Below are 20,660 nucleotides of genomic sequence, written 5' to 3' on the forward strand. Positions count from 1 at the left end.
CGTCTAAGCCCGCGGTCACACGCACGTTGGCCATGCTTGCCAGCCGCCCGTGGCCCTCGCCTAAGTGTCGCCCTCGTAGGACTAACTGGGCTTGGCTCGCGCACGGTCTGTCGCCTCGTGCCGCTTCACTGACTGGTTCAGCACCAAATAGCTCCAGCCCGCTTCGCGGCCGACCGGTCAATCGGGTCTGCGTGCGCTTCTTCGACGGTTTCCCTTGCAAACCCAGCGGCAGCGCGCAGCGCTGTGCCGGAGCTGTTTCGTGCTGAACCAGCGCGCCTAAACGTCTAGCTTGTCAGACCGTGCACGAGCCAAGCCCGGTGGGGCCCTACGAGGGCGACACTTAGGCGAGGGCCATTGGCGGCTGGCAAGCGTGGCCAACGTGCGTGTGACTGCGGGCGATGAGAAGCTGCTTTCTTTGGTTACTTTCTTTGCAGCAGCAAAGAAAGTGACCCCCGCCCCGGGGAGGGGCAGTGCTAATAGACCACCGCGAAAGCAAGCTTCCACGAAACCCGAAGCACACTAAAACCAAAAACCCTCAATCCCTCGACCCACGATTCTTCAACTGATCGAGCAACACGGCAGCAAGCAAGATCGCCCCCCGCACGAGGTACTGATAGAACGCATCGATATTCAGAAGATTCATGACGTTCTCGACCGTGCCCATAATCAGCACCCCGATCACGACGCCAGAAATCGTCGCCCGCCCGCCGAGCAGCGAAACGCCCCCCAGCACGCAAGCCGAAATCACGTTCAGCTCAAAACCCTGAGCAGCATTCGGCTGCCCCGAAGTGATCCGCGAAGCGAGAATGACACCCGCCAGCGCCGTCACCGCGCCCTGAATCAAAAAGATCCAAACCCGCGTGCGCTCGACATTGATACCCGCAAGCCGCGACGCTTCAGGATTCCCGCCGATCGCCAATGTATTACGTCCATACACCGTCTGGTTGAGCAATACGCCAAAAACGATGAAGCACGCAAGCGTCACCCAGATAGGCAGGGAAATCCCGACCATCGACAAACTGCCGAGCGCGATGAACGTATCCGACGACACACCGACCGCCTGCCCATGCGACACGATGAACCCGAGCCCGCGCACGATCTCCATCGTCGCCAGCGTGGTGATCAGCGCGTTGATGCGCAGATAGGCGATCACCGCGCCGTTCACGAAGCCGATCACCGCGCCCGCCGCCACCGCCGCGACGATCGCGATCGCGGTGTTGTCGGTCGCGTTGAGCACCATCGCGCAAAGCACGCCGGCGAACGCGATCGTCGAACCGACCGACAAGTCGAAGTCGCGCGACGCGAGACAGAACATCATCGTGCACGCGACCATGCCGATCTGCGAGATCGACAACGCCAGACCGAGCATGTTCTCGATCGAGAAGAAGTGATCGACGGTCAGCGACATCGTCAGGAACATGACGACGAAGATCACAATCAGGCTGTATTCCGTGATCTGCTGCCACCACTTCTGCTTGTCGTTCTTTTGCGGGATCAGCGCGTTCGCGACGGTCTCGGTCGCCTGCCCCACGATGTTTTCTCTTGCTTCCATGATTCGCTCCTCTTGTCCTTACGCCGCTTCGGCGACGCTATCGCTCTGCGGCAGCGCGAGACTCAGCACCGCCTGTTCGTTCGCCTTGTCGCGCGGCAATTCGCCCGCGATCCGCCCCTGCCGCATCACGACGATCCGGTCGGACACGCCGAGCACTTCCGGCAACTCCGACGAAATCATCACGATCGCGCAGCCGCGCTCGGCGAGCTGATAGATCACGTTATAGATTTCATGTTTCGCACCGACGTCGATGCCGCGCGTCGGTTCGTCGAGAATCACGACCTTCAGATCCGGCTCCGCGAGCCAGCGCGAAAGAATCGCCTTCTGTTGATTGCCGCCCGACAAGAAGCGGATGCGCTGCTTGCGGCTCGGCGTCTTGATCTTCAGAAGCTGAATGAAGCGCTCGGCCGTCTGCGCCTCCTTCTTGCGATCGAGAAACAGCCCGCCGCGCAGATAGTGACGGCGGCACGAGATGTTGATGTTCTCCGCGACCGTCGCCATCGCGACGATGCCTTCTTCCTTGCGATCCTCCGGGCACAGCACGATGCCGTGACGGATCGCCTCGCCGGTGCTGCGAACCTTGATCTGCTGGCCGTCGAGCGTGATCGTGCCGTCCTTCTTCTTGTCCGCGCCGTAGACGAGATGCATCAGTTCGCTGCGGCCCGCGCCGACCAGACCGAAGAATCCGACGATCTCGCCGCGTTTCACCTCGAAGCTCACGGGCGCGCTCAATGCGTCACCCAGCACGTTCTTCACTGCAAAACGCACCTCGCCCAGCGGCCGCGCGCGATAGTCGTAGATGTCGCTGATTTCGCGGCCGACCATTTCCTGCACGAGCGTCTCGCGCGGCACTTCCGCAAGCGTCAGATGCGACGCGATCTTGCGGCCGTCGCGGAAAATCGTGCACGCGTCGCACAACTCGTAAATCTCGTCCATGCGATGCGAGATGTAAATCAACGCGCGGTTGTCCGCCTTGAGATCGCGCACGAGCTTGAACAGCACTTCCGTCTCGCGATGCGACAGCGAACTCGTCGGTTCATCCAGCGCGATCACGCGCGCGTTGCGCAGCAGCGCCTTGCAGATTTCCACCATCTGCCGCTGCGCGATCGACAGCTTGCGCAGCTTCGCGTTCGGATCGAGATCGACGCCCATCGCCGTCAGCCGCTCGCGCACGTGCGCTTTCGCCGCGCGCTTGTCGACCCAGCCGAGCCGGTTCGGCAGCGCGCCGAGCAGCAGGTTTTCGGACACGGTCAGGTCCGGCACGTACTGCAATTCCTGGTGAATCACCGCGATGCCCGACGCGATCGAAGCCGCCGCGCTCGCGAAATGTACTTCGGTTTCGTCGATGAGCACGCGCCCCGAATCGGGCTGATACTCGCCGCCGAGAATCTTGAGCAAGGTCGATTTACCCGCGCCGTTCTCGCCCATCAAGCCGTGAACTTCGCCGGCGTTGACGTCGAACGACACGCCGTCGAGCGCGCGCACGCCTGGAAACACCTTGCCGATATTGTCAAAACGCAGCGTCGCTGACACATCGCCTCCTGGTTTCTTGCGGGCCGCATCGTCGAGACGCGGCCCGCCATTGCACTTTTAGTTCGACGCCAGACCCATTTGCTGACGGACCGACGCCACGTTTTCACGCGTAGCCAGCATGCCGGTCGTGAGCGTGAGCGGCGGCGGCGCCTTGCCGTCCTTGATCCACGCGTACATCAGCTCGGACGTCTCTTCGCCGTGGCGCTTCGGGCTGATGATGACGGTGCCGTAGAAGCCCGTCGGGTTCGGCTTCTTGAACTCGTTCAACGCCGAGTCCGAACCGCCGATGCCGATGCCGATCATGTTGTCCGCCTTGAAGCCGCGCCCTTCCGCCGCGCGCACGGCGCCGAGCACGCCCTCGTCGTTGAGCGCGTAGGCAACCCAGTGCTTGTACTGCGGGTTCTTCGTGAGCGCGATGTTCGCGGCATTGAACGCGTTCTCGGTGTCGGTCTTCGCCTGCGGCGCGGCGACGATGTTCGCCTTCGGGAAGCCGGCGGCCACGAGCGCATCGGTCGCGCCGCTCGTGCGGTCATGCGCGGTCGGCAGCTGCTCGTAGGTCACGTCGATCGCGCCGACATCCTTCATGTCCCAGCCGCGCTTCTTGATTTCGGCGGCGATGCCGTCGCCGACCTGCTTGCCGATGTTGTAAGCCGAAATGCCCATGTGCGGCACAGCTTCGATCGGCTTGCCCGAACCGTCGACGAGGCGGTCATCGACCGTCATCATCTTGAGCTTGTCGGCCTTCGCCTTCGCGACGATGCCCGGCCCGAGCTTCACATCCGGCGTGCAGATGATGAAGCCCTGCGCCTTTTGCGCGGCGAGGTTGTCGATCGCGCTCATCACTTTTTCACCCGACGGCGCGCCGATCTTCACGAGCGTGAAGCCCTTCTCCTTCGCGGCCATTTCGGCGAATTTCCACTCGTCCTGGAACCACGGTTCTTCCGGCTGCTTCACGAGGAAGCCGATCTTGACGTCGTCGGCGGCCTGCGCGACGGGCGCCGCGATCATGGACGCGCTCGTGGCCGTGGCCGCGGCGATCAGCGTGAGGAACAGTCTGCGTTTCATCTTTTGTCTCCCGACTTTTTCCGTTATCTCAAAGATGCCCGTATGCGGGCGCTACGAAGGTGTGTGGCCGCGTTTTGTTGTCGTGATGTCGCACCGCGGCCAGTGCGTCATTCTTTTGTGCCTAGTCGTGATAGAGCGCGGAGCGCCCGCCATCGACCGTGATGCAACTCGCGTTGATGAACGGCGCCTCGTCAGATGCGAGGAACACCGCCGTCATCGCGACTTCCTGCGGCTGGCCGATACGCTTCATCGGCTGAAGATCGAGCGTCGCCTGGCGCGCGGCCTTCGGATCGGCTTGCGAATCCCACCAATCCAGCGTCAATTGCGTTTCGATGTAACCCGGCGCGATCGCATTCACGCGCACGTTGTTCGGCGCGTATTCGATGCCGAGTGCGCGCGTCAGTCCGATCACGCCGTGCTTCGCCACCGGATACGGAAAGCAGCCGGGAATGATCTTGAAAGCGTGCGTCGACGCGATATTCACGATGCTGCCGCGCTCGCGCGCGACCATGCCCGGCAGCACCGCGCGGCAGCCGTTCCACACGCCGTCGAGATCGACGGCGAAACAGCGACGCCAGTCGTCGTCGGTCATCGTGAGCGGATCGCAGAACACGTTGATGCCGGCGTTGTTCACGAGCACGTCGAGCGGTCCCAGCGAAGCTTCGATATGCCCGACGGCCTCTTTCACCTGCGCGCTCTGCGTGACGTCGGTCTGCACCGCGATCACACGCGCGCCGCTCACTTCCGACGAAATGCGCTCGGCCGTCGCGCGAGCCGTATCGATATCGAGTTCCGCCAGCGCCACCGACGCGCCCTCGCGCGCGAACGCCAGCGCGATCGCCGCGCCGATGCCGCGTCCCGCGCCCGTGACCATCGTCACTTTGCCGGCGAGCCGGTTCATTTGATTTCGCCTCGCGCTTTCGCGAGTCCGTCGATGAACGCCTTCGCGTGCGACGCCGTCACCTCCGCGCTCTGGCCCGGCTTGTACAGCGCGGAGCCGAGGCCGAAGCCGTTCGCGCCCGCGCTCAAAAACGGGCCCATGTTGTCCGGAGAAATGCCGCCGACCGGCACGAGCGGCACTTGCTGCGCGATGACCGCGCGCCATGCCTTCGTCACGTTCGGGCCGAGTTGTTCGGCGGGGAACATCTTCAGCACGTCCGCGCCGTTCTTCAGCGCGAGAAACGCCTCGTTCGGCGTCGCGACGCCCGGCGCGCACGCGAGACCTTGCGCCTTCGCGGCGCGCACGACATCGGCGTCGCTGTGCGGCATCACGATGAGTTCGCCGCCGGCGGCTTTCACGCTGTCGACGTAACTCGGATGCAGGACGGTCCCCGCACCGACGATCGCATCGGCGGGCAGCGCCTGACGGATCGCCGCGATGCTGTCGAACGGCTGCGGCGAATTGAGCGGCACTTCGACGATGCGAAAGCCCGCTTCGTACAGCGCGCGGCCCTGATCGGCGGCATCGGCCGGCGTCACGCCGCGCAGAATCGCGATCAGCGGGCACGCGGCGAACGCCTTCGCGAGACCGCCGTGCATGCCGTACGGCGCGGGCAGATTGATGGGAGGCTGCATTGTGTTGGCTCCTTCTCAGGCCGTGCGCACGGGCGCGGCGACGAGCCCGGCACGCGCTGCAATTCGATAAAGGCCGCGCTCGGTGGCCTGCGCGACGGTCGGTGCGTCGTGGCAACCGAAGCGCGCGAGCGCGGCGCGATAGCGGTCGCAGAGCGCGTCGTTGCCGATCAGGCGCAAGGTCTTGCCCGCGAGCGCGGATCGTTCGCGCGTGAGCACTTCGTTCAGGCCGCGCAGCTCGTGGCCGATCAACAGCCCCGACAGATAATCCGGCTGCTGCTCGCCCGTCAGCTGACCGGTGAGGCCGAGCGTGCGCGTGGTGAAGATCGTCGCGAGCACGCCTGCATGACCGGCATCGCGCGCCGTATCGACGCCGCGAATGAACGCCTGTTCGTCGTGCGACGCGCCCGGCTGCATCGTGCGGCCGAGAATCGAGTGATCGCGCAGCGCGGCGAAGGTCTCGCCCGTCATGAAGGTGTAGAAGCGCTCGATGCGCTCATCGCTCACGAACGCCCATTTCGCGTGCGTGCCCGGCAGGCCGATCAGCGCGCCGCCCGACGTTCCGAGCGACGGCTCGCTCGCCAGCGCGCCGAAAATCTGCGTCTCTTCGCCGCGCATCACGTTGGGCAACACGCCGCGCTCCAGCACGCCGGGCACGACATGCACCTCGACGCCGCGCGCCGCCTTCACCGTGACGATGCCCGCGACGAGCGCATCCGCGCCGGCCGGCGTTTCGACGTACGGCGCTTCCACCCAGCCCTGCGCGCTGCCGACCATGCCCGCCGCGATCACGGGCAACGGCGCGGCAAGCGTCGCATGCGCATCGAGCCACGCGCCGCAGGTTTCCTCGAACGCCTGATCGAAGCGGCCCGCGGGCAGATTCATGATGCCGGCCGGCGATGCGCGCGTGTCGAGCACGGCGCCGTCCGCGCCCAGCAGATAGGCGCGCAGCGATGTCGTGCCCCAGTCGAGCGCGATGAGCGCGGGCGTGGAAACAGATGCGTTCATCGCTTGATCCTGCGGGCCGCCAGCGGGGCGCGCCAGCCAAGTTCCTCGGAAATCGCGCGCGCCTCGCGCTGCACGACCGGAATCAGTTCTTCCATGCGTTCATGCGGCATATAGGGAATCGTGCTCGCCACCGACAAGGCCGCGACGATCGCGCCCGACGCATCGCGCACCGGCGCAGCGACGCAGCGGATCGATGCCTCGTTTTCTTCGAGATCGAACGTGAAGCCGCCTTGCGAATAACGCGTCATGCGCTGCAGGAAGGTGTCGAAGTCGGGGCGGTTGTCGGGCTTGAAGCTCGTTTTCGCGAGCACGCGATGCGACGCTTCGAGCAGCTTCTTCCACGTGTTCGATTCGAGGTCGAGCATCATTGCCTTGCCGATGCCCGTCGATGCGAGCGGCATGCGATGCCCGACGCGCGAGCGCATCTCCAGGCCGCGCGTGCCGGGAATCTTGTCGATGTAGAGGACGTCGTCGCCGTCGCGCACGCCGAGGTGAATGGTGTCGTGCGTGTGTTCAGCGAGCACCTGAAGGTGCGGGCGCGCGACCGCCGTGAGCGGCATCTGTTCGAGCGCGATCGTGCCCAGTTCGATGAGCTTCGGCCCGAGCAGATAGCCGCCCTGCACCTGGCGAAGATAGCGCGCCTGCACGAGCGAGCTCACGAGCCGATGCGTCGTGCTGCGCGTCGTGCCGAGCGCCGCGCCGAACGAGCGCAGATCGCGCGCGCCGTTCGCAGCGGCTTCGAGAATCGCGAGACCGCGCAGGAGCGTTTGCGTGCCGGCCTGCTGCGGCGTGACATCGACGAGCGCGCTCGGCAATGCGATCGCATCGGGATCGGGCGTGTGCTTCGTCCCGCTTGCGCCGTTGCGCTTCACGCTCGGGCCGCTCGCGTGCGCGGATTGCGCTTCGGCGGCATCGGTTTCAGGGTTCTGGAATTTGGTCATGGCGCGGTTCTCGATCACGATGCGCGTCGGCTGGCGCTAGCGGGCGCCGTGGCGCGCACTGCCGGACGAACGTGCGGATCGTGTGAAGAGGCCCGCGAGCGCGGACAGGCGATCGAGTGCATGACGTGTCTCCGTTGTTCTGGTCGTGCGCGCCGCAGAGTCTCTCCGGTCGTCGCTCGCATGTGCCGTTCAGGCTTTGGTCGGATTGTAGTTCGGGCTCTTCGAATTATTCAATATGTGATCGTCATGCTCAGATAATGGGAGAGAACGTGACCGCCGATAGCACTCCAAACACAAAAAAGCCCTGATATATCAGGGCTTTACATTGTTTAGTTTCGCAAACTGAATTTCATTGCGGCAACTCCGCCGCACCCATTCGGCGCGCGATGACGCGTGAACGCTGCGACAGATACGGCGCGTTGCGATGGTCGTCGAAATACTTGGGCCGCGGCAGCATCACGGCGAGCCGCGCGCTCTGCCCGACCGACAGATTCGCCGCCGACGTCTTGTAGTAATACTGCGCCGCCGCCTGCGCGCCGTACACGCCGTTGCCCCACTCGACCGAATTCAGATAGATCTCGAAGATGCGTTCCTTGTCCATCCAGAATTCGAGCATCCACGTGATGACGAGCTCCTCCGCCTTGCGCACATAGCTCTTCTCGCGCGACAGAAAGAGATTGCGCGCGAGTTGCTGCGAAATGGTCGAACCGCCCGCGACGATTTTTCCGCGCGCCTTGTTCTTCTCCCACGCCTGCAGAATGGCGTCGGTTTCGTAGCCGTTGTTGTTGACGAAGTTGGCATCTTCCGACGCGATGATCGCGCGCTTCAGATTGCGCGAAATCTGGTCGTACGGCACCCAGGTGCGCTGCAGCGACACGCCGGGATGCGTCTTCGCGAGCGTCCATGCATCGGAGCGCATGAAGGCCGTCGGGCCGGGATTCACGACCGTCCAGATGCCGATCTGCGCGAAGAAGTAAAGTTGCGTCGCAATGAATGCGATGCCGAGCACGGACACGCCGTACAGGATCCATCGCGCCGGGCCGAGCCGCACCGCCTTGTGCACGCGTGGCGCGCGGCTCCCGATCGGCGCGGTGGTCATATCAGGCTTTGGCTGCGAGCGTCTGGCGCAATTCGCGCAGCACCGCGCCGCCGTCCGGGCGCACGCCGCGCCAGATGAAGAACGATTCGGCGGCCTGCTCGACCAGCATGCCGAGGCCGTCCGATGCGCGCGCGCCGAGCTTCGACGCGTGCTGCATGAAGACGGTCGGTTGCGCGCCGTACATCATGTCGTAGGCGAGCGTGCCCGCGCCGAACGCGCTGTCGTCGCAATCGGGCAAGGCGGCGTCGAGGCTGCCCGCAGTGGCGTTGACGATCACGTCGTAGCGGCCCGCTTCCGCGCTGTCGGCGCCGCCGCCCGAGAAGCGCACGCCGCATTCGGCCGCGTTTTGCGCGAACTGCTCGACGAGCTGATGCGCCTTCGCCGCCGTGCGGTTGACGATCGTGAGCGCCGCCGGAGCGCGATCGAAGATCGGCAGCACGACGCCGCGTGCCGCGCCGCCCGCGCCGAGCAGCAGAATGCGCGCGCCCTTCAGGCTCACGCCGAGATTCACCTCGATGTCGCGCACGAGGCCGACGCCGTCGGTGTTGTCGCCGCGCACGCCATCGGGACCGAAGGCCAGCGTGTTGACCGCGCCCGCCGCCGCCGCGCGCGGCGACAGCGAATCCGCGAGCGCGTGCGCTTCGAGCTTGAACGGCACCGTGACGTTCATGCCGCGTCCGCCCGACGCGACGAAGTTCTTCACCTCACGCTCGAAGCCGTTGAGCGGCCCGAGAATGCGCCCGTATTCGACAGGCTCGCCGGTCTGCTCGGCGAACTTCGCGTGAATCCACGGCGATTTGCTGTGCTCGATCGGATTGCCGATCACCGCGTACTGGTCTTTCATGGCGTCGGTTCCTGCGCGTTGTCCGGCGTTTCCGGTTGTGGCTGCTCCGCCGACGCTTCCGCCTGCGCTTCGGCTTCGCTTTCGGCGGAAAGATCGTCGGTCTCGATGATTTCCTCTTCGGCTTCCTCTTCCTCGACCGGCGCGCTCGCGGACGGCGCATCGATGACATGCAGCAGACGGCAGGACGCTTCGACGGTCAGTTCATCGATCGACACGACTTCCAGCATCAGACGCGTGCCGCGCGCATGCACGCCGAGCCCCGGTACGTGCAGGATCAGCGGAATTTCCTCGAGCCGGACGAGATCATCCTTGATGACCGACGCCGGAACCTGTTTCCGGTTCTCCTGCTTCAGCCAGCGCAGACACCAGAAATACTCCATGCGGCGCTGATGATCGGCGTACGCGGTGTAGGTGTCGTCGAAGCCCTGCACGACGGCGAAGAGATCCGCGTCCTTCGGCTTGAATGGCGCGGCGAGCTTGGCCGTCACGCCATGCTGCACGCACGCGAGCAGTTGCCATTGATTGACGAGATCGACGTAGCGGCGCAGCGGCGACGTGCTCCACGCATATTGCGCGACGCCTAGCCCTTCGTGCGGCGCGGGCGTCGTCTGCATGCGCGTGCGCTTCGGACCGGGACCGCCGAAGCCGCGCTGCGAGCGATAGATGCCCGGCACGCCGTGATCGTCGAGGAATGCGCCCCACGACGAATTCGCGAGAATCGCGAGTTCCGCGACGATCAGATCGAGCGGCGAACCGCGACGGCGCGGCGTGATCGTGATGTGCTCGCCATCGACATAGAAGTTGAAGTCGTTGTTGCGCTGCACTTCGCGCTTGAGACCGTAACTCGCACGCGCCTGCTGACGCTTTTCGAAGAGCGCCTGCGCGAGCGGCCACAGCACCGCGATATCCGCCTTGTGCGCGTAATCGCCCGTGCCGGCGGCGAGGCTTTCCTCGGTGACGAACGCATCGAGATGGTTGTGGCGCAGGTTGCTCTTCACGAACACGCGTTCGGCGCGCGTTTCCGTCGCGACGATTTCCTGCGTATCGCGCTTCACGATGATGTACAGCGACAGCGCCGGACGCAGCCCGCCTTCGCCGAGCGTGAACACATCCACGACGTTGTCCGGCAGCATCGTGATCTTGTCGCCGGGCATGTAGACCGTGGAGAGACGCCCGCGCGCGATCGCATCGATCATGTCGCCGCGCGTGATGCCGAGCGCCGGCGCCGCGATGTGGATGCCCACGCGCACGCGGCCGTCGGAGAGATGCTGGACGGAGAAGGCGTCGTCGATTTCGGTCGTGGTGACGTCGTCGATGGAAAAGGCTTCGACATTCGCTTGCGGCAGATCTTCCGGCAACGGGCCCGGCTGCACCGAGGGAAAGCCGGTGCCATGCGGAAAGTACTCCGACAGAAAGCGCGCTTCGTGCAACGCGCGCGGCGACGCGATGCCGCCGCATTCGAGCATCAGCCGCGCCTGCGAAATGCCGCGCGCGGCCGCCGCTGCTTCGAGCGCCTTGTACTCGATGGAATTCTTGTCGGGCTTCGTGAGCAGGCCCAGCGCCTTGTCCTTCAGCGCGTCGGGCAACTTGCCCGCCTTCAGGTCGTCTTCGTAACCCTGCTGCACGAGCGCCTGCTGACGCTTGCGCTCCAGCCCTGCGAGCGCCATCTGCAATTGTTCCTGCGGCGCGCGCTGATACTGGCCGCGCCCCTTGCGCCGGAAATAGACCGGCGCGCCGTGCATGCGCAGGACGAGCGCCGCGCGTTCGGTCGGACCGAATTTGTCGCCGAAATAATCCGCGCCGAGCGCCGCGAACGGAAATTCGTCTTCGGGCGCGCATTCCCACAGAAAGTCGAGATCGATTTCCTGTGCGATGGCGTCGGCTTCCTGCATCAGATCGCCGGCCGCGGGTTTGTCGAATTCGATCAGCACGTCTTTCGCGCGCACCTTGGCGCGCCGCCCGCCCGGCAACTCGACCTGGAACGCGTCGCCCTGCTTGGACAACACCGATCCGGCCTTGAAACTACCCGATTCCTCGAAGAAAACGTTCACTCAATACTCTCGTAAGACGGTGGACCGGGCCGCGTGATTTGCGCCGGTGGTTGAATTGGTGTGACGCCGCGCGCTCACGCCGCCGCCGGGGCGACGAGCGGTGGCGGCGCCTGATCGCAAAACGCGATGACATCGGCGAGATAGGCCGGGAAGTCGCTGATCGCGTGATCGCCGCCCTGGATCAGCGTGGTCCGCACGCCGGGATAGTGGTCGAGCATCGTGCGGTAATCGAGCACTTCGTCGCCCGTCGCCGCGATCAGATAGTAGCGCTCCGGCCGCGTGATCGACTCGATCGCGAGCGCGCGCAGTTCGTCCAGATGACTCGGCAATACGGTGATGCTGCCGTCGCCGTGCCACAACGGCTGCTCGCCGAGATAGTGGCTCAGATCGCGATCGGGCATCACCGCCGGGTTGAGCAGCACGGCGCGCCAGCCGTGTTTCTCGGCGAGATACGTCGCGTAGTAGCCGCCGAGCGAACTGCCGACGACGATCACATCGCCCGGCTTCTCGTCCGCGACGAGCGATTCCGCCAGCGCGACGGCATCGAACGGCGACACCGGCAGCATCGGGCACTGCCATTCGCCGAGCCGCCCGAGTTCCGCGAGACGCGCGTGCATCACGCGCGCCTTGAAGGATCCGGGCGACGAGCGAAAGCCGTGCAGATAGAGAATCACGAGTGTCCTCCCGCGCCACGCGCGGATAGCGCGTCGAGCAGTTTCTGATGGACGCCGCCAAAGCCGCCGTTGCTCATCACGAGCACGTGGTCGCCGGGGCGCGCGGCGGCCGTGACCGCCTTCACCAGAGGTTCGATCTCGTTGAATGCCCGCGCCTTGTCGCCGAGCGGAGACAGCGCCTCGGCGAGATCCCAGCCGAGCTTGTCGCGGCCTTCACGCGCGCCGTAGCCGAATACCAGATCCGCGCTTGCGAGACTCGCGGGCAATTGCGCCTTCATCGTGCCGAGCTTCATCGTGTTCGAGCGCGGCTCCAGCACGGCGAGGATGCGCGCATCGCCGATTCGCGTCCTCAACCCGGCGACGGTGGTGTCGATCGCGGTCGGATGATGCGCGAAGTCGTCGTAGACGGTGACGCCGTCCACGCTGCCCTTCACTTCCATGCGCCGCTTCACGTTGCGGAAGCTAGAAAGCGCCTTGACCGATTGCGCCGCCGGCACGCCGACCGAGCGCGCCGCCGCGATCGCCGCGAGCGCGTTCATGCGGTTGTGCTCGCCCTGCACCTGCCAGTCGACGACGCCCTGCCGCTCGCCCTCCCAGTACACGGCGAAATGCTCATCGACGGTCGCGCCCTGCTCGACGGGCAACGCCTGCCAGCCGCCGTCGACGCCGAAGCGCTCGACGCCCGACCAGCAGCCGCGCGTCAGCACGCGTTCGAGCGCGATCTCGCGCCCGTTCGTGACGATGCGCCCGACGCCCGGCACGGTGCGAACGAGGTGATGGAATTGCGTTTCGATGGCGGCGAGATCGGGGAAGATATCGGCGTGATCGAATTCGAGGTTGTTGAGCACCGCCGTGCGCGGGCGATAGTGGACGAACTTCGAACGCTTGTCGAAGAACGCGGTGTCGTATTCGTCGGCTTCGATGACGAAGAAGCTCGAATCGGTCAGACGCGCCGAGATGCCAAAGTTGAGCGGCACGCCGCCGATCAGAAAGCCGGGATTCATGCCCGCGTCTTCGAGCAGCCACGCAAGCATGGAGCTCGTCGTGGTCTTGCCGTGCGTACCCGCGACGGCGAGCACCCATTTACCATTCAGCACGTGCTCGCCAAGCCACTGCGGGCCGGACGTATACGGCAGGCCGCGATCGAGAATGGCCTCCATCAGCGGATTGCCGCGCGTCACGACATTGCCGATGACGAACAAGTCAGGTTCGAGCGCGGTTTGCTCGACGCCGTAACCTTCGATCAACTCGATGCCCTGCGCTTCGAGCTGCGTGCTCATCGGCGGGTAGACGCCTGCGTCGCAGCCGGTGACCTTGTGGCCCGCCTCGCGCGCCAGAACGGCCAGTCCGCCCATGAAAGTGCCGCAGATGCCGAGGATGTGGATGTGCATAAACCGTGTCGCGCCGCGCGGGCGATTGAGATGCAAAAACAGGAACGGCGCCGTTTGTGGGCAAACCCGTGCAGAAAGGCGCCTGAAGGCGCATATTGTAACCGAGCACGCCTGGCGCTCTTCGCTGGCGCGAGCGTGCCGCACCGAGTCCGCAAAAGGGCCGTCCGAGCTTATCTAGTATCATTCCGGCATGGTTCGCAAATCACATTTCGATCCGCAGCGCGTGCGCGAGGAAATCGCGATTGCCGCCGCGAGAATGATCGCCGAGGACGGGCTCGACTACTCGACCGCCAAGCGCAAGGCTGCGCGGCAGGTCGTCGGCGAGGCGAAGATCGGCGGCGAGTTTCTGCCCGATAACGATCAGATCGAAGAGGAAATCCGCGAATATCAGGCCATTTTCCAGAGCGAGAGCCAGCCGGTCGTGCTGCGGCGCATGCGCGAAGTCGCACTCGAATGGATGGAACGCCTGAAACTCTTCGACCCGTATCTGACGGGCGCGGTGCTCAACGGCACGGCGGGCGAGCATTCCGACGTCCATCTGCAATGCTTCTGCGACAATCCGAAGGAAGTCGCGATTTACCTGCTGAACGCGAACATACAGTACGACGTATCGGAGACGCGGCATTTCGCCGGTCGCGGCTATGTCGAGACGCTGAGTTTTCTGCATCGGGTGCGCAACGAGGAGCCGACCGGCGTGCACATCGCGCTCTACGGCACCGATGATCTCCGCGGCGCCGTGCGCGCGGACGGTCGCGGACGCCTTGCGCGCGCGAACGCCGCGGCGGTGCGCACGCTGCTCGATCATCGCGATGATGCCCCGCCGCTGGAAATCGGCGGCTGATCTTTCTTCTGGACGCTCATGAAAAGCACACGCATTCTGGCGGCCCTCGTGGTCGCGGTCGCCGCGACCGTCGGCGGCTTTTACGCGGGTCACGTATTTACCGGCGGCGATAGCGTCGCCGCGACCTCGGCGAGCGGGAACGCCGTCGATCAGCTCTGGAAAGCAACGCCGCCGGGCGCTTCGGGCACGTCCGTGCCGCTCGCATCGTTCAAGGGCAAACCGGTCGTCGTCAATTTTTGGGCGTCGTGGTGCGGACCGTGCGTGAAGGAAATGCCCACACTCTCCGCCATGCAGCGCGACTACGAGAAGAAAGGCATCAAGTTCATCGGACTTGGCGTGGATAGCGAGAAGAACGTCAACGACTTCCTGAAGAAGGTGCAGGTCGCGTATCCCGTCTATGTCACCGGTTTCGGCGGCGCGGATCTTGCGCGTAGCTTCGGCAACAACGCGGGTGGCCTGCCTTTCACGGTGGTGATCGACGCCAAAGGGCAGATCCGCTCGACAAAATTGGGCGAAGTCGATCCGGCGGAGTTGAAGCACACACTCGACAGCCTGTAAAAATTCGCTGTCTGTAGGCTGCGACTTGCATTGAGTAAGCCGCAAGTTAGGGTACAGTACACCGATCTTGCGGGAAATTGAGTCGGTCATGCGGCGTGGAGCGGTAATTTGTCCCACAGTTTCGGAACGCGCCGCGCGGTAAAACTAGACAAAATTCTCTAAACGGCGATAAAGTGCGCCGAACTCCGCACAACCCGAAGCGACTATGACAACTCTGCCGGTGCCGCGTGGCCACCTCGCCGTCAAGTCCGACATCCGTGAAAACGATGACGGTCGCCGCAGGGCATCCGCAGGCGTCGTGCGCTGGCAGTTCGGGCGCGCACATCAAAGCGACCACGCCGAGGCGTTCGACATGAACGCCCGCGGTGTGCCGACCGATTCCGCCGCCGTCGTTTCCGTCGGCGCTTGCACGGGCGCGGGAGTGCGTGCGCGCGTCGGCCTGCTGGCCGCGCAGGCTCGCGGCTGAGCAGTTCAGAACACCCACAAATCAAGTCAAGCACCGGGCAACCCCGGTCTCCAAGTATTGAAAGGGGATTTTTCGATGGACCTTCGTAAACTGAAAACGCTGATCGACCTCGTCTCGGAATCCGGCATCTCGGAGCTGGAAGTGACGGAAGGCGAAGGCAAGGTTCGCATCGTCAAGAACGCCGCGCCTGTCTACATGCAGGCGCCGCAACAGTACGCGCCGCAAATGCAGGCGCCGGCCGCGCCGCACTTCGCGGGCGCGGGAGAAGGTGCGCCGGCCGCAGCGGCCGCGCCGGTGGCAGCCGTGCCGCAAGGTCACATCGTGACCTCGCCGATGGTCGGCTCGTTCTACCGCGCGCCGTCGCCGGGCGCGGACCCGTTCATCCAGGTCGGCGATACGGTGAAGGAAGGCCAGACCCTGTGCATCATCGAAGCGATGAAGCTCTTGAACGAAATCGAATCGGATAAGGCCGGCGTCGTGAAGGAAATCCTCGTCGAGAACGGACAGGCGGTCGAATACGGCCAGCCGCTCTTCGTGATCGGCGACTGAAGGCGCATCGGGCCGTGCGGCGGATGCGGTCTGCATCGCCGTCGCACAGCTTCACCGCGCCGGCGCGCAGAGCAGCATCGATCCGTCGAGAAGCGCGCCGCCGATTGGATCCCCGAGGGCCGCTCGCGCGAGCCCGTTGATGAGCCGACCCACTATGTTTGAAAAAATTCTCATTGCGAACCGCGGCGAAATCGCGCTTCGCATCCAGCGCGCGTGCCGCGAGCTGGGCGTCAAGACAGTCGTCGTCTACTCGGAAGCCGACAAGGAAGCGAAGTACGTCAGGCTGGCCGACGAAGCCGTCTGCATCGGACCGGCGCCATCCAACCTCTCGTACCTGAACATGCCGGCGCTCATCAGCGCGGCCGAAGTCACCGACGCCGAAGCCATCCATCCCGGCTACGGCTTCCTCTCCGAGAATGCCGATTTCGCCGAGCGCGTCGAACAATCGGGCTTCACGTTCATCGGTCCGCGTCCCGAGACCATCCGCCTGATGGGCGACAAGGTCACCGCCAAGCAAACGATGATCAAGACCGGCGTGCCGTGCGTGCCGGGTTCGGAAGGCGCATTGCCAGACGATCCGCGCGAGATCGTGAAGATTGCGCGCACGGTCGGCTACCCCGTCATCATCAAGGCGGCGGGCGGCGGGGGCGGGCGCGGCATGCGCGTGGTGCACACGGAAGCGGCGCTCGTCAACGCGGTCAACATGACGCGCGAGGAAGCGGGCCGCGCCTTCGGCAACCCGCAGGTGTACATGGAGAAGTTCCTCGAGAACCCGCGCCACATCGAAATTCAGGTGTTGTCGGATTCCTTCCGCAACGCGATCTGGCTCGGCGAGCGTGACTGCTCGATGCAGCGCCGTCACCAGAAAGTGATCGAGGAAGCGCCGGCGCCGGGCATCGCGCGACGTCTCATCGAGCGTATCGGCGACCGCTGCGCCGACGCCTGCAAGAAGATGGGCTATCTCGGCGCGGGCACCTTCGAGTTCCTGTACGAGAACAACGAGTTCTACTTCATCGAGATGAACACGCGCGTTCAGGTCGAGCATCCGGTGACGGAACTCATCACGAGCGTCGATATCGTCCAGGAACAGATTCGCATCGCGGCGGGCGAAAAGCTGTCGATCCGCCAGAAGGACATCCAGTTCCGCGGCCATGCGATCGAATGCCGCATCAACGCGGAAGATCCGTTCAAGTTCACGCCGTCGCCGGGACGGATCACGTCGTGGCATACACCGGGCGGCCCGGGCATCCGCGTGGATTCGCATGCGTACGCGAGCTATTTCGTTCCGCCGAACTACGATTCGATGATCGGCAAGCTGATTGCCTACGGCGCGACGCGCGAGCAGGCGATCAACCGCATGCGCATCGCGCTGTCGGAAATGGTCGTGGAAGGCATCTCGACCAACATTCCGCTGCATCGCGAGATGATGATCGACGCGAAGTTCGTCGAAGGCGGCACGAGCATCCACTATCTCGAGAACAAGCTGGCCGCGCGTCAGGCGGCGGTCGCCGAAGAGTCCTGAAGTACAGCGAAGCAAGAGAGCACGAGACACGAGCATGAGTTACCGGGAATTGATCGCCGAGCTGGATCGCGAGCACGCGGAAGCGCTGTCGGACGCGCTGCTTGACGTCGGCGCCTTGTCGGTGTCCGTCGAGGACGCCGACGCCGACACGCCCGACGAGCAGCCGCTCTTCGGCGAGCCGGGGCTCGTGCCCGAGAAGCGTGCGTGGAACCGCTCGCGCGTCGTGGCGCTGCTCGCCGAGGACGCCGATCCCGACGTGCTGCTCGCCGCGGCCGCGAACGAAATCGGCCTGGCGGCGACGCCCTCCTTTACCGTGCGCGATGTCGAGGAACAGGACTGGGTGCGTCTCACGCAGGCGCAGTTCGATCCGATTTCCATCGGCGAGCGTATCTGGGTCGTGCCCTCGTGGCACGACGCGCCCGACCCGAGCGCGCTCGTGCTCGAACTCGATCCGGGGCTCGCGTTCGGCACCGGCAGTCATCCGACCACGCGCCTGTGCATGGAATGGCTGGAGCAATCCGTGCGTCCGGGGCAATCGCTGCTCGATTACGGCTGCGGCTCCGGCATCCTCGCGATTCTCGCGAAGAAGTGCGGCGCGGACCCGGTCGTGGGCATCGACATCGATCCTCAGGCGGTCGAGTCGGCGCGTCAGAACAGCGAGCGCAATCGCGCGGACGTGACCTACGGTTTGCCCGACGCGTGCCCCGCCGGCGAATTCGATATCGTCGTCGCGAACATCCTCTCGAATCCGCTCAAGCTGATGGCGTCGATGCTCTCCGCGAAGGTGAAGCCGGGCGGCAAAATCGCGCTGTCGGGCGTGCTCGCACGGCAGGCCGACGAGGTCGCGGCGGTCTACGCCAAGTGGATCGACATCGGCGTCTGGCGCGAGCACGAAGGCTGGGTATGCCTCGCGGGAACGCGGCGCGAAAGCCTTTAGAATAGCGCCATCTTCCACGAATAGGCCGTCAGGCCAACGGCACTTCTATATGGCGCTGGCAACCCGCTGCCCTCACTGCGAAACCGTGTTCAAGCTGGACCCGCACCTGCTCGCGCCGCACGACGGCCGCGTGCGCTGCGGCCACTGCCAGGAAGTTTTCGATGCCGCGCATCATCGCTTCGAGCTTCCCGATGAACCGGCTGCGGCAGGTGTCGCTCAGCATGCCGCGATCATCGACGATGATGTCGCCGTCGGCCCCACCACCAGTTCGGGCGCCGGCCCCGCTCCCGATGTGCCGGCGCACGTGACGGCCTTGCCCGACGCTCCGCTGAAACCGCGGCCGTTCGCACCGCGCAATCTCGATCTCGGCGCAACCGGGCCGGCGAGACATGCCGCTACGCCTTCTCTGCCGGCGGGCGCCAAACCCTCCGGCGCGGATAGCGAACGCACGATCTACGGCGATTCCCCCGCGTTCGCGGGTGCCTCGGGGCAGACGCGGCCCACACCGCCGCGCACTGAGCCGGCGCAATCCGATGCCGCGAACGAGCCGTCCGCGCTGCCCGGCGAAGCGGGACGCCTGAAGCAGTTCATCCGCGTGGGCGCGCCGCATGCCGATGCCGCGAATTCCGCGCAAGGCGGCGTCGATGCGCCGCTCGGTGAGCCGCCCGTTGCGCCCGTTGCGCCGTTCGCTCCTGTCGACGATCGCGCCGAGCCGTTCATCGGACCGGTTCATGAGCAGGACACGCCGCCCGTGCAGCCGACGCCGGAACCGCCCGCGGCACCCGCATGGCGCGACGACGCGGAACCGGGCTTCGTCGGCAAGAAGCCGCCCGCGCCGGTTCGCCGTGTCAGCGCGAACGAAGCGTTTCCGGTCATCCGCGAATCGCGCGAGCAGCGAGAGTCGCGCGCGCTGGCGCGGGTCGGCTCGGGGAAAGCCATGCGCGTGGTGGGCATCATCGTCGCCGTGCTGCTGGGGTTGCTGTTGCTCGTGCAGCTCGCGTGGTGGCAACGCGAATCCGTGATGGTCTTCGTGCCCGCCTCGCATGCGCTCTATTCGGACGTCTGCGATCAGATCGGCTGCACGATCTCGCCGCCGCGCGACATCGACGGATTGCAGATCGAGAGCTCCGGTCTGCGTCAGGTCGACGGTCCGCACAAGCTCGAATTGAAGCTGTCGCTGCGCAATCGGCTGGATGTCGCGCTTGCGTATCCGGCGCTCGAACTCACACTGCTCGACGACAAGAACAACGTCGCGATCCGTCGCGTGCTCTGGCCGCAAGATTACGCGCGAGCGGGTACGATATTCGCCGTCGGCCTTCCGCCGCAAAGCGCGCAGCCGGTCGTCGTCCGGCTGGATACCGGCGACGCGGTCGCCGCGAATTACCGGGTTCAGGTCTTTTATCCGTGATCACGGCCTCGCGCCGTTCATCGCGCGCAAGGCTCCGAACCGAGTGCCACACGACGCGCGTCCCTGCCCTCACGGCTCGGCACGCGCGATTTTCCCGTCAGCATCTGACAATTCTCTGGAGCGCAACATGAGTCAAGTTACCCTCGGCGGCAATCCCATCGACGTCAGCGGCACCTTTCCGGGCGCAGGCCAGCAAGCGTCCGAATTCACGCTCGTCGGCGCCGATCTCGGCGACATCAAGCTCGCGAACTTCGCGGGCAAGCGCAAGGTGCTGAACATCGTGCCGAGCCTCGACACGCCGACCTGCGCCACCTCGACGCGCAAGTTCAACGAAGCAGCCGCCGGCCTGAACAACACGGTGGTGGTCGTCGTTTCGGGCGACCTGCCGTTCGCGGCGAAGCGTTTCTGCACGACCGAAGGCATCGAAAACGTCGTGACGGCCTCGACGTTCCGCGGCCACGAGTTCGCACAAGCCTACGGCGTCGACGTGACGAGCGGCCCGCTCAAGGGCCTGACGGCCCGCGCGGTGGTCGTTCTGGACGAGAACAACAAGGTGCTGCACTCGGAGCTCGTGCCTGAAATCAAGAACGAGCCGAATTACGACGCAGCGCTCGCCGCACTGAAGTAATTCTTTCGGCGGACCGCTCTC

20 protein-coding genes are annotated in these 20,660 nt (G+C 64.9%); 8 read left to right on the forward strand and 12 right to left on the reverse strand.

Annotated elements, in window-relative coordinates:
* Nucleotides 1-535: 535 nt before the first annotated feature.
* The 12 genes from araH to mpl form a co-directional block, all read right to left on the reverse strand.
* Nucleotides 536-1,552 carry an L-arabinose ABC transporter permease AraH gene (araH, locus tag PQR08_RS28080; protein WP_187606063.1) on the reverse strand — a complete coding sequence of 339 codons (1,017 nt, stop codon included), beginning with the start codon at nt 1,550-1,552 and terminating at the stop codon, nt 536-538.
* An 18-nt stretch (nt 1,553-1,570) separates the two neighbouring features.
* Nucleotides 1,571-3,085 carry an L-arabinose ABC transporter ATP-binding protein AraG gene (gene araG, locus PQR08_RS28085; RefSeq protein ID WP_250484138.1) on the reverse strand — a complete coding sequence of 505 codons (1,515 nt, stop codon included), beginning with the start codon at nt 3,083-3,085 and terminating at the stop codon, nt 1,571-1,573.
* Nucleotides 3,086-3,142: 57 nt separating this feature from the next.
* A complete protein-coding gene (locus PQR08_RS28090; protein ID WP_035507702.1) occupies nt 3,143-4,150 on the reverse strand; it encodes an arabinose ABC transporter substrate-binding protein in 1,008 nt (335 codons plus the stop codon).
* A gap of 121 nt (nt 4,151-4,271) precedes the next feature.
* Nucleotides 4,272-5,051 carry an SDR family oxidoreductase gene (locus PQR08_RS28095; protein ID WP_238288285.1) on the reverse strand — a complete coding sequence of 260 codons (780 nt, stop codon included), beginning with the start codon at nt 5,049-5,051 and terminating at the stop codon, nt 4,272-4,274.
* Nucleotides 5,048-5,725, reverse strand: a complete 678-nt coding sequence (locus tag PQR08_RS28100; protein ID WP_187606066.1) for a 2-dehydro-3-deoxy-6-phosphogalactonate aldolase — start codon at nt 5,723-5,725, stop codon at nt 5,048-5,050. The genes PQR08_RS28095 and PQR08_RS28100 overlap by 4 nt, the downstream gene beginning before the upstream one ends.
* Nucleotides 5,726-5,740: 15 nt before the next feature.
* The gene (locus PQR08_RS28105; RefSeq protein WP_238212793.1) at nt 5,741-6,730 is read right to left on the reverse strand and encodes a 2-dehydro-3-deoxygalactonokinase; all 990 of its coding nucleotides are present in this window, start codon (nt 6,728-6,730) and stop codon (nt 5,741-5,743) included.
* A complete protein-coding gene (locus tag PQR08_RS28110; protein ID WP_250484141.1) occupies nt 6,727-7,671 on the reverse strand; it encodes an IclR family transcriptional regulator in 945 nt (314 codons plus the stop codon). The genes PQR08_RS28105 and PQR08_RS28110 overlap by 4 nt, the downstream gene beginning before the upstream one ends.
* 349 nt (nt 7,672-8,020) lie before the next feature.
* The gene (gene mtgA / locus PQR08_RS28115; protein WP_187606069.1) at nt 8,021-8,770 is read right to left on the reverse strand and encodes a monofunctional biosynthetic peptidoglycan transglycosylase; all 750 of its coding nucleotides are present in this window, start codon (nt 8,768-8,770) and stop codon (nt 8,021-8,023) included.
* A 1-nt stretch (nt 8,771) separates the two neighbouring features.
* On the reverse strand, nt 8,772-9,614 hold the full coding sequence (aroE, locus tag PQR08_RS28120) for a shikimate dehydrogenase (protein ID WP_250484142.1): 843 nt from the start codon (nt 9,612-9,614) through the stop codon (nt 8,772-8,774).
* Nucleotides 9,611-11,665, reverse strand: a complete 2,055-nt coding sequence (locus tag PQR08_RS28125; RefSeq protein WP_408163028.1) for a ribonuclease catalytic domain-containing protein — start codon at nt 11,663-11,665, stop codon at nt 9,611-9,613. The genes aroE and PQR08_RS28125 overlap by 4 nt, the downstream gene beginning before the upstream one ends.
* A gap of 74 nt (nt 11,666-11,739) precedes the next feature.
* The gene (locus PQR08_RS28130) at nt 11,740-12,339 is read right to left on the reverse strand and encodes a YqiA/YcfP family alpha/beta fold hydrolase (RefSeq protein ID WP_408163029.1); all 600 of its coding nucleotides are present in this window, start codon (nt 12,337-12,339) and stop codon (nt 11,740-11,742) included.
* Nucleotides 12,336-13,730: a UDP-N-acetylmuramate:L-alanyl-gamma-D-glutamyl-meso-diaminopimelate ligase gene (gene mpl, locus PQR08_RS28135; protein ID WP_408163031.1), complete on the reverse strand. Its 1,395-nt coding sequence runs from the start codon at nt 13,728-13,730 to the stop codon at nt 12,336-12,338. Before mpl ends, PQR08_RS28130 begins: the two co-directional genes overlap by 4 nt.
* Nucleotides 13,731-13,920: 190 nt before the next feature.
* On the opposite strand from mpl, the gene PQR08_RS28140 reads away from it, so the two are divergent.
* The 8 genes from PQR08_RS28140 to tpx all read left to right on the forward strand — a co-directional run bounded on the left by PQR08_RS28140 (nt 13,921) and on the right by tpx (nt 20,639).
* The gene (locus PQR08_RS28140; protein WP_408163033.1) at nt 13,921-14,571 is read left to right on the forward strand and encodes a UDP-N-acetylmuramate--alanine ligase; all 651 of its coding nucleotides are present in this window, start codon (nt 13,921-13,923) and stop codon (nt 14,569-14,571) included.
* A gap of 18 nt (nt 14,572-14,589) precedes the next feature.
* On the forward strand, nt 14,590-15,129 hold the full coding sequence (locus tag PQR08_RS28145) for a TlpA family protein disulfide reductase (protein WP_408163035.1): 540 nt from the start codon (nt 14,590-14,592) through the stop codon (nt 15,127-15,129).
* A 205-nt stretch (nt 15,130-15,334) separates the two neighbouring features.
* Complete coding sequence (locus PQR08_RS28150; RefSeq protein WP_250484147.1) at nt 15,335-15,595, forward strand: hypothetical protein; 261 nt, start codon at nt 15,335-15,337, stop codon at nt 15,593-15,595.
* A 75-nt stretch (nt 15,596-15,670) separates the two neighbouring features.
* Entirely contained in the window at nt 15,671-16,144 is a 474-nt protein-coding gene (gene accB, locus PQR08_RS28155; protein ID WP_187606077.1) for an acetyl-CoA carboxylase biotin carboxyl carrier protein, read from the forward strand.
* 154 nt (nt 16,145-16,298) lie between these two features.
* Complete coding sequence (accC, locus tag PQR08_RS28160) at nt 16,299-17,666, forward strand: acetyl-CoA carboxylase biotin carboxylase subunit (protein ID WP_035507740.1); 1,368 nt, start codon at nt 16,299-16,301, stop codon at nt 17,664-17,666.
* 34 nt (nt 17,667-17,700) lie between these two features.
* A complete protein-coding gene (gene prmA, locus PQR08_RS28165) occupies nt 17,701-18,603 on the forward strand; it encodes a 50S ribosomal protein L11 methyltransferase (protein WP_250484148.1) in 903 nt (300 codons plus the stop codon).
* Between the two features lie 49 nt (nt 18,604-18,652).
* On the forward strand, nt 18,653-20,011 hold the full coding sequence (locus tag PQR08_RS28170) for a zinc-ribbon and DUF3426 domain-containing protein (protein ID WP_250484149.1): 1,359 nt from the start codon (nt 18,653-18,655) through the stop codon (nt 20,009-20,011).
* A gap of 127 nt (nt 20,012-20,138) precedes the next feature.
* Nucleotides 20,139-20,639: a thiol peroxidase gene (gene tpx / locus PQR08_RS28175; protein ID WP_035507749.1), complete on the forward strand. Its 501-nt coding sequence runs from the start codon at nt 20,139-20,141 to the stop codon at nt 20,637-20,639.
* Nucleotides 20,640-20,660: the final 21 nt, after the last annotated feature.

The sequence above is a fragment of the Caballeronia jiangsuensis genome (assembly GCF_046030135.1).
GTDB classification, from domain to species: Bacteria; Pseudomonadota; Gammaproteobacteria; order Burkholderiales; family Burkholderiaceae; genus Caballeronia; species Caballeronia jiangsuensis.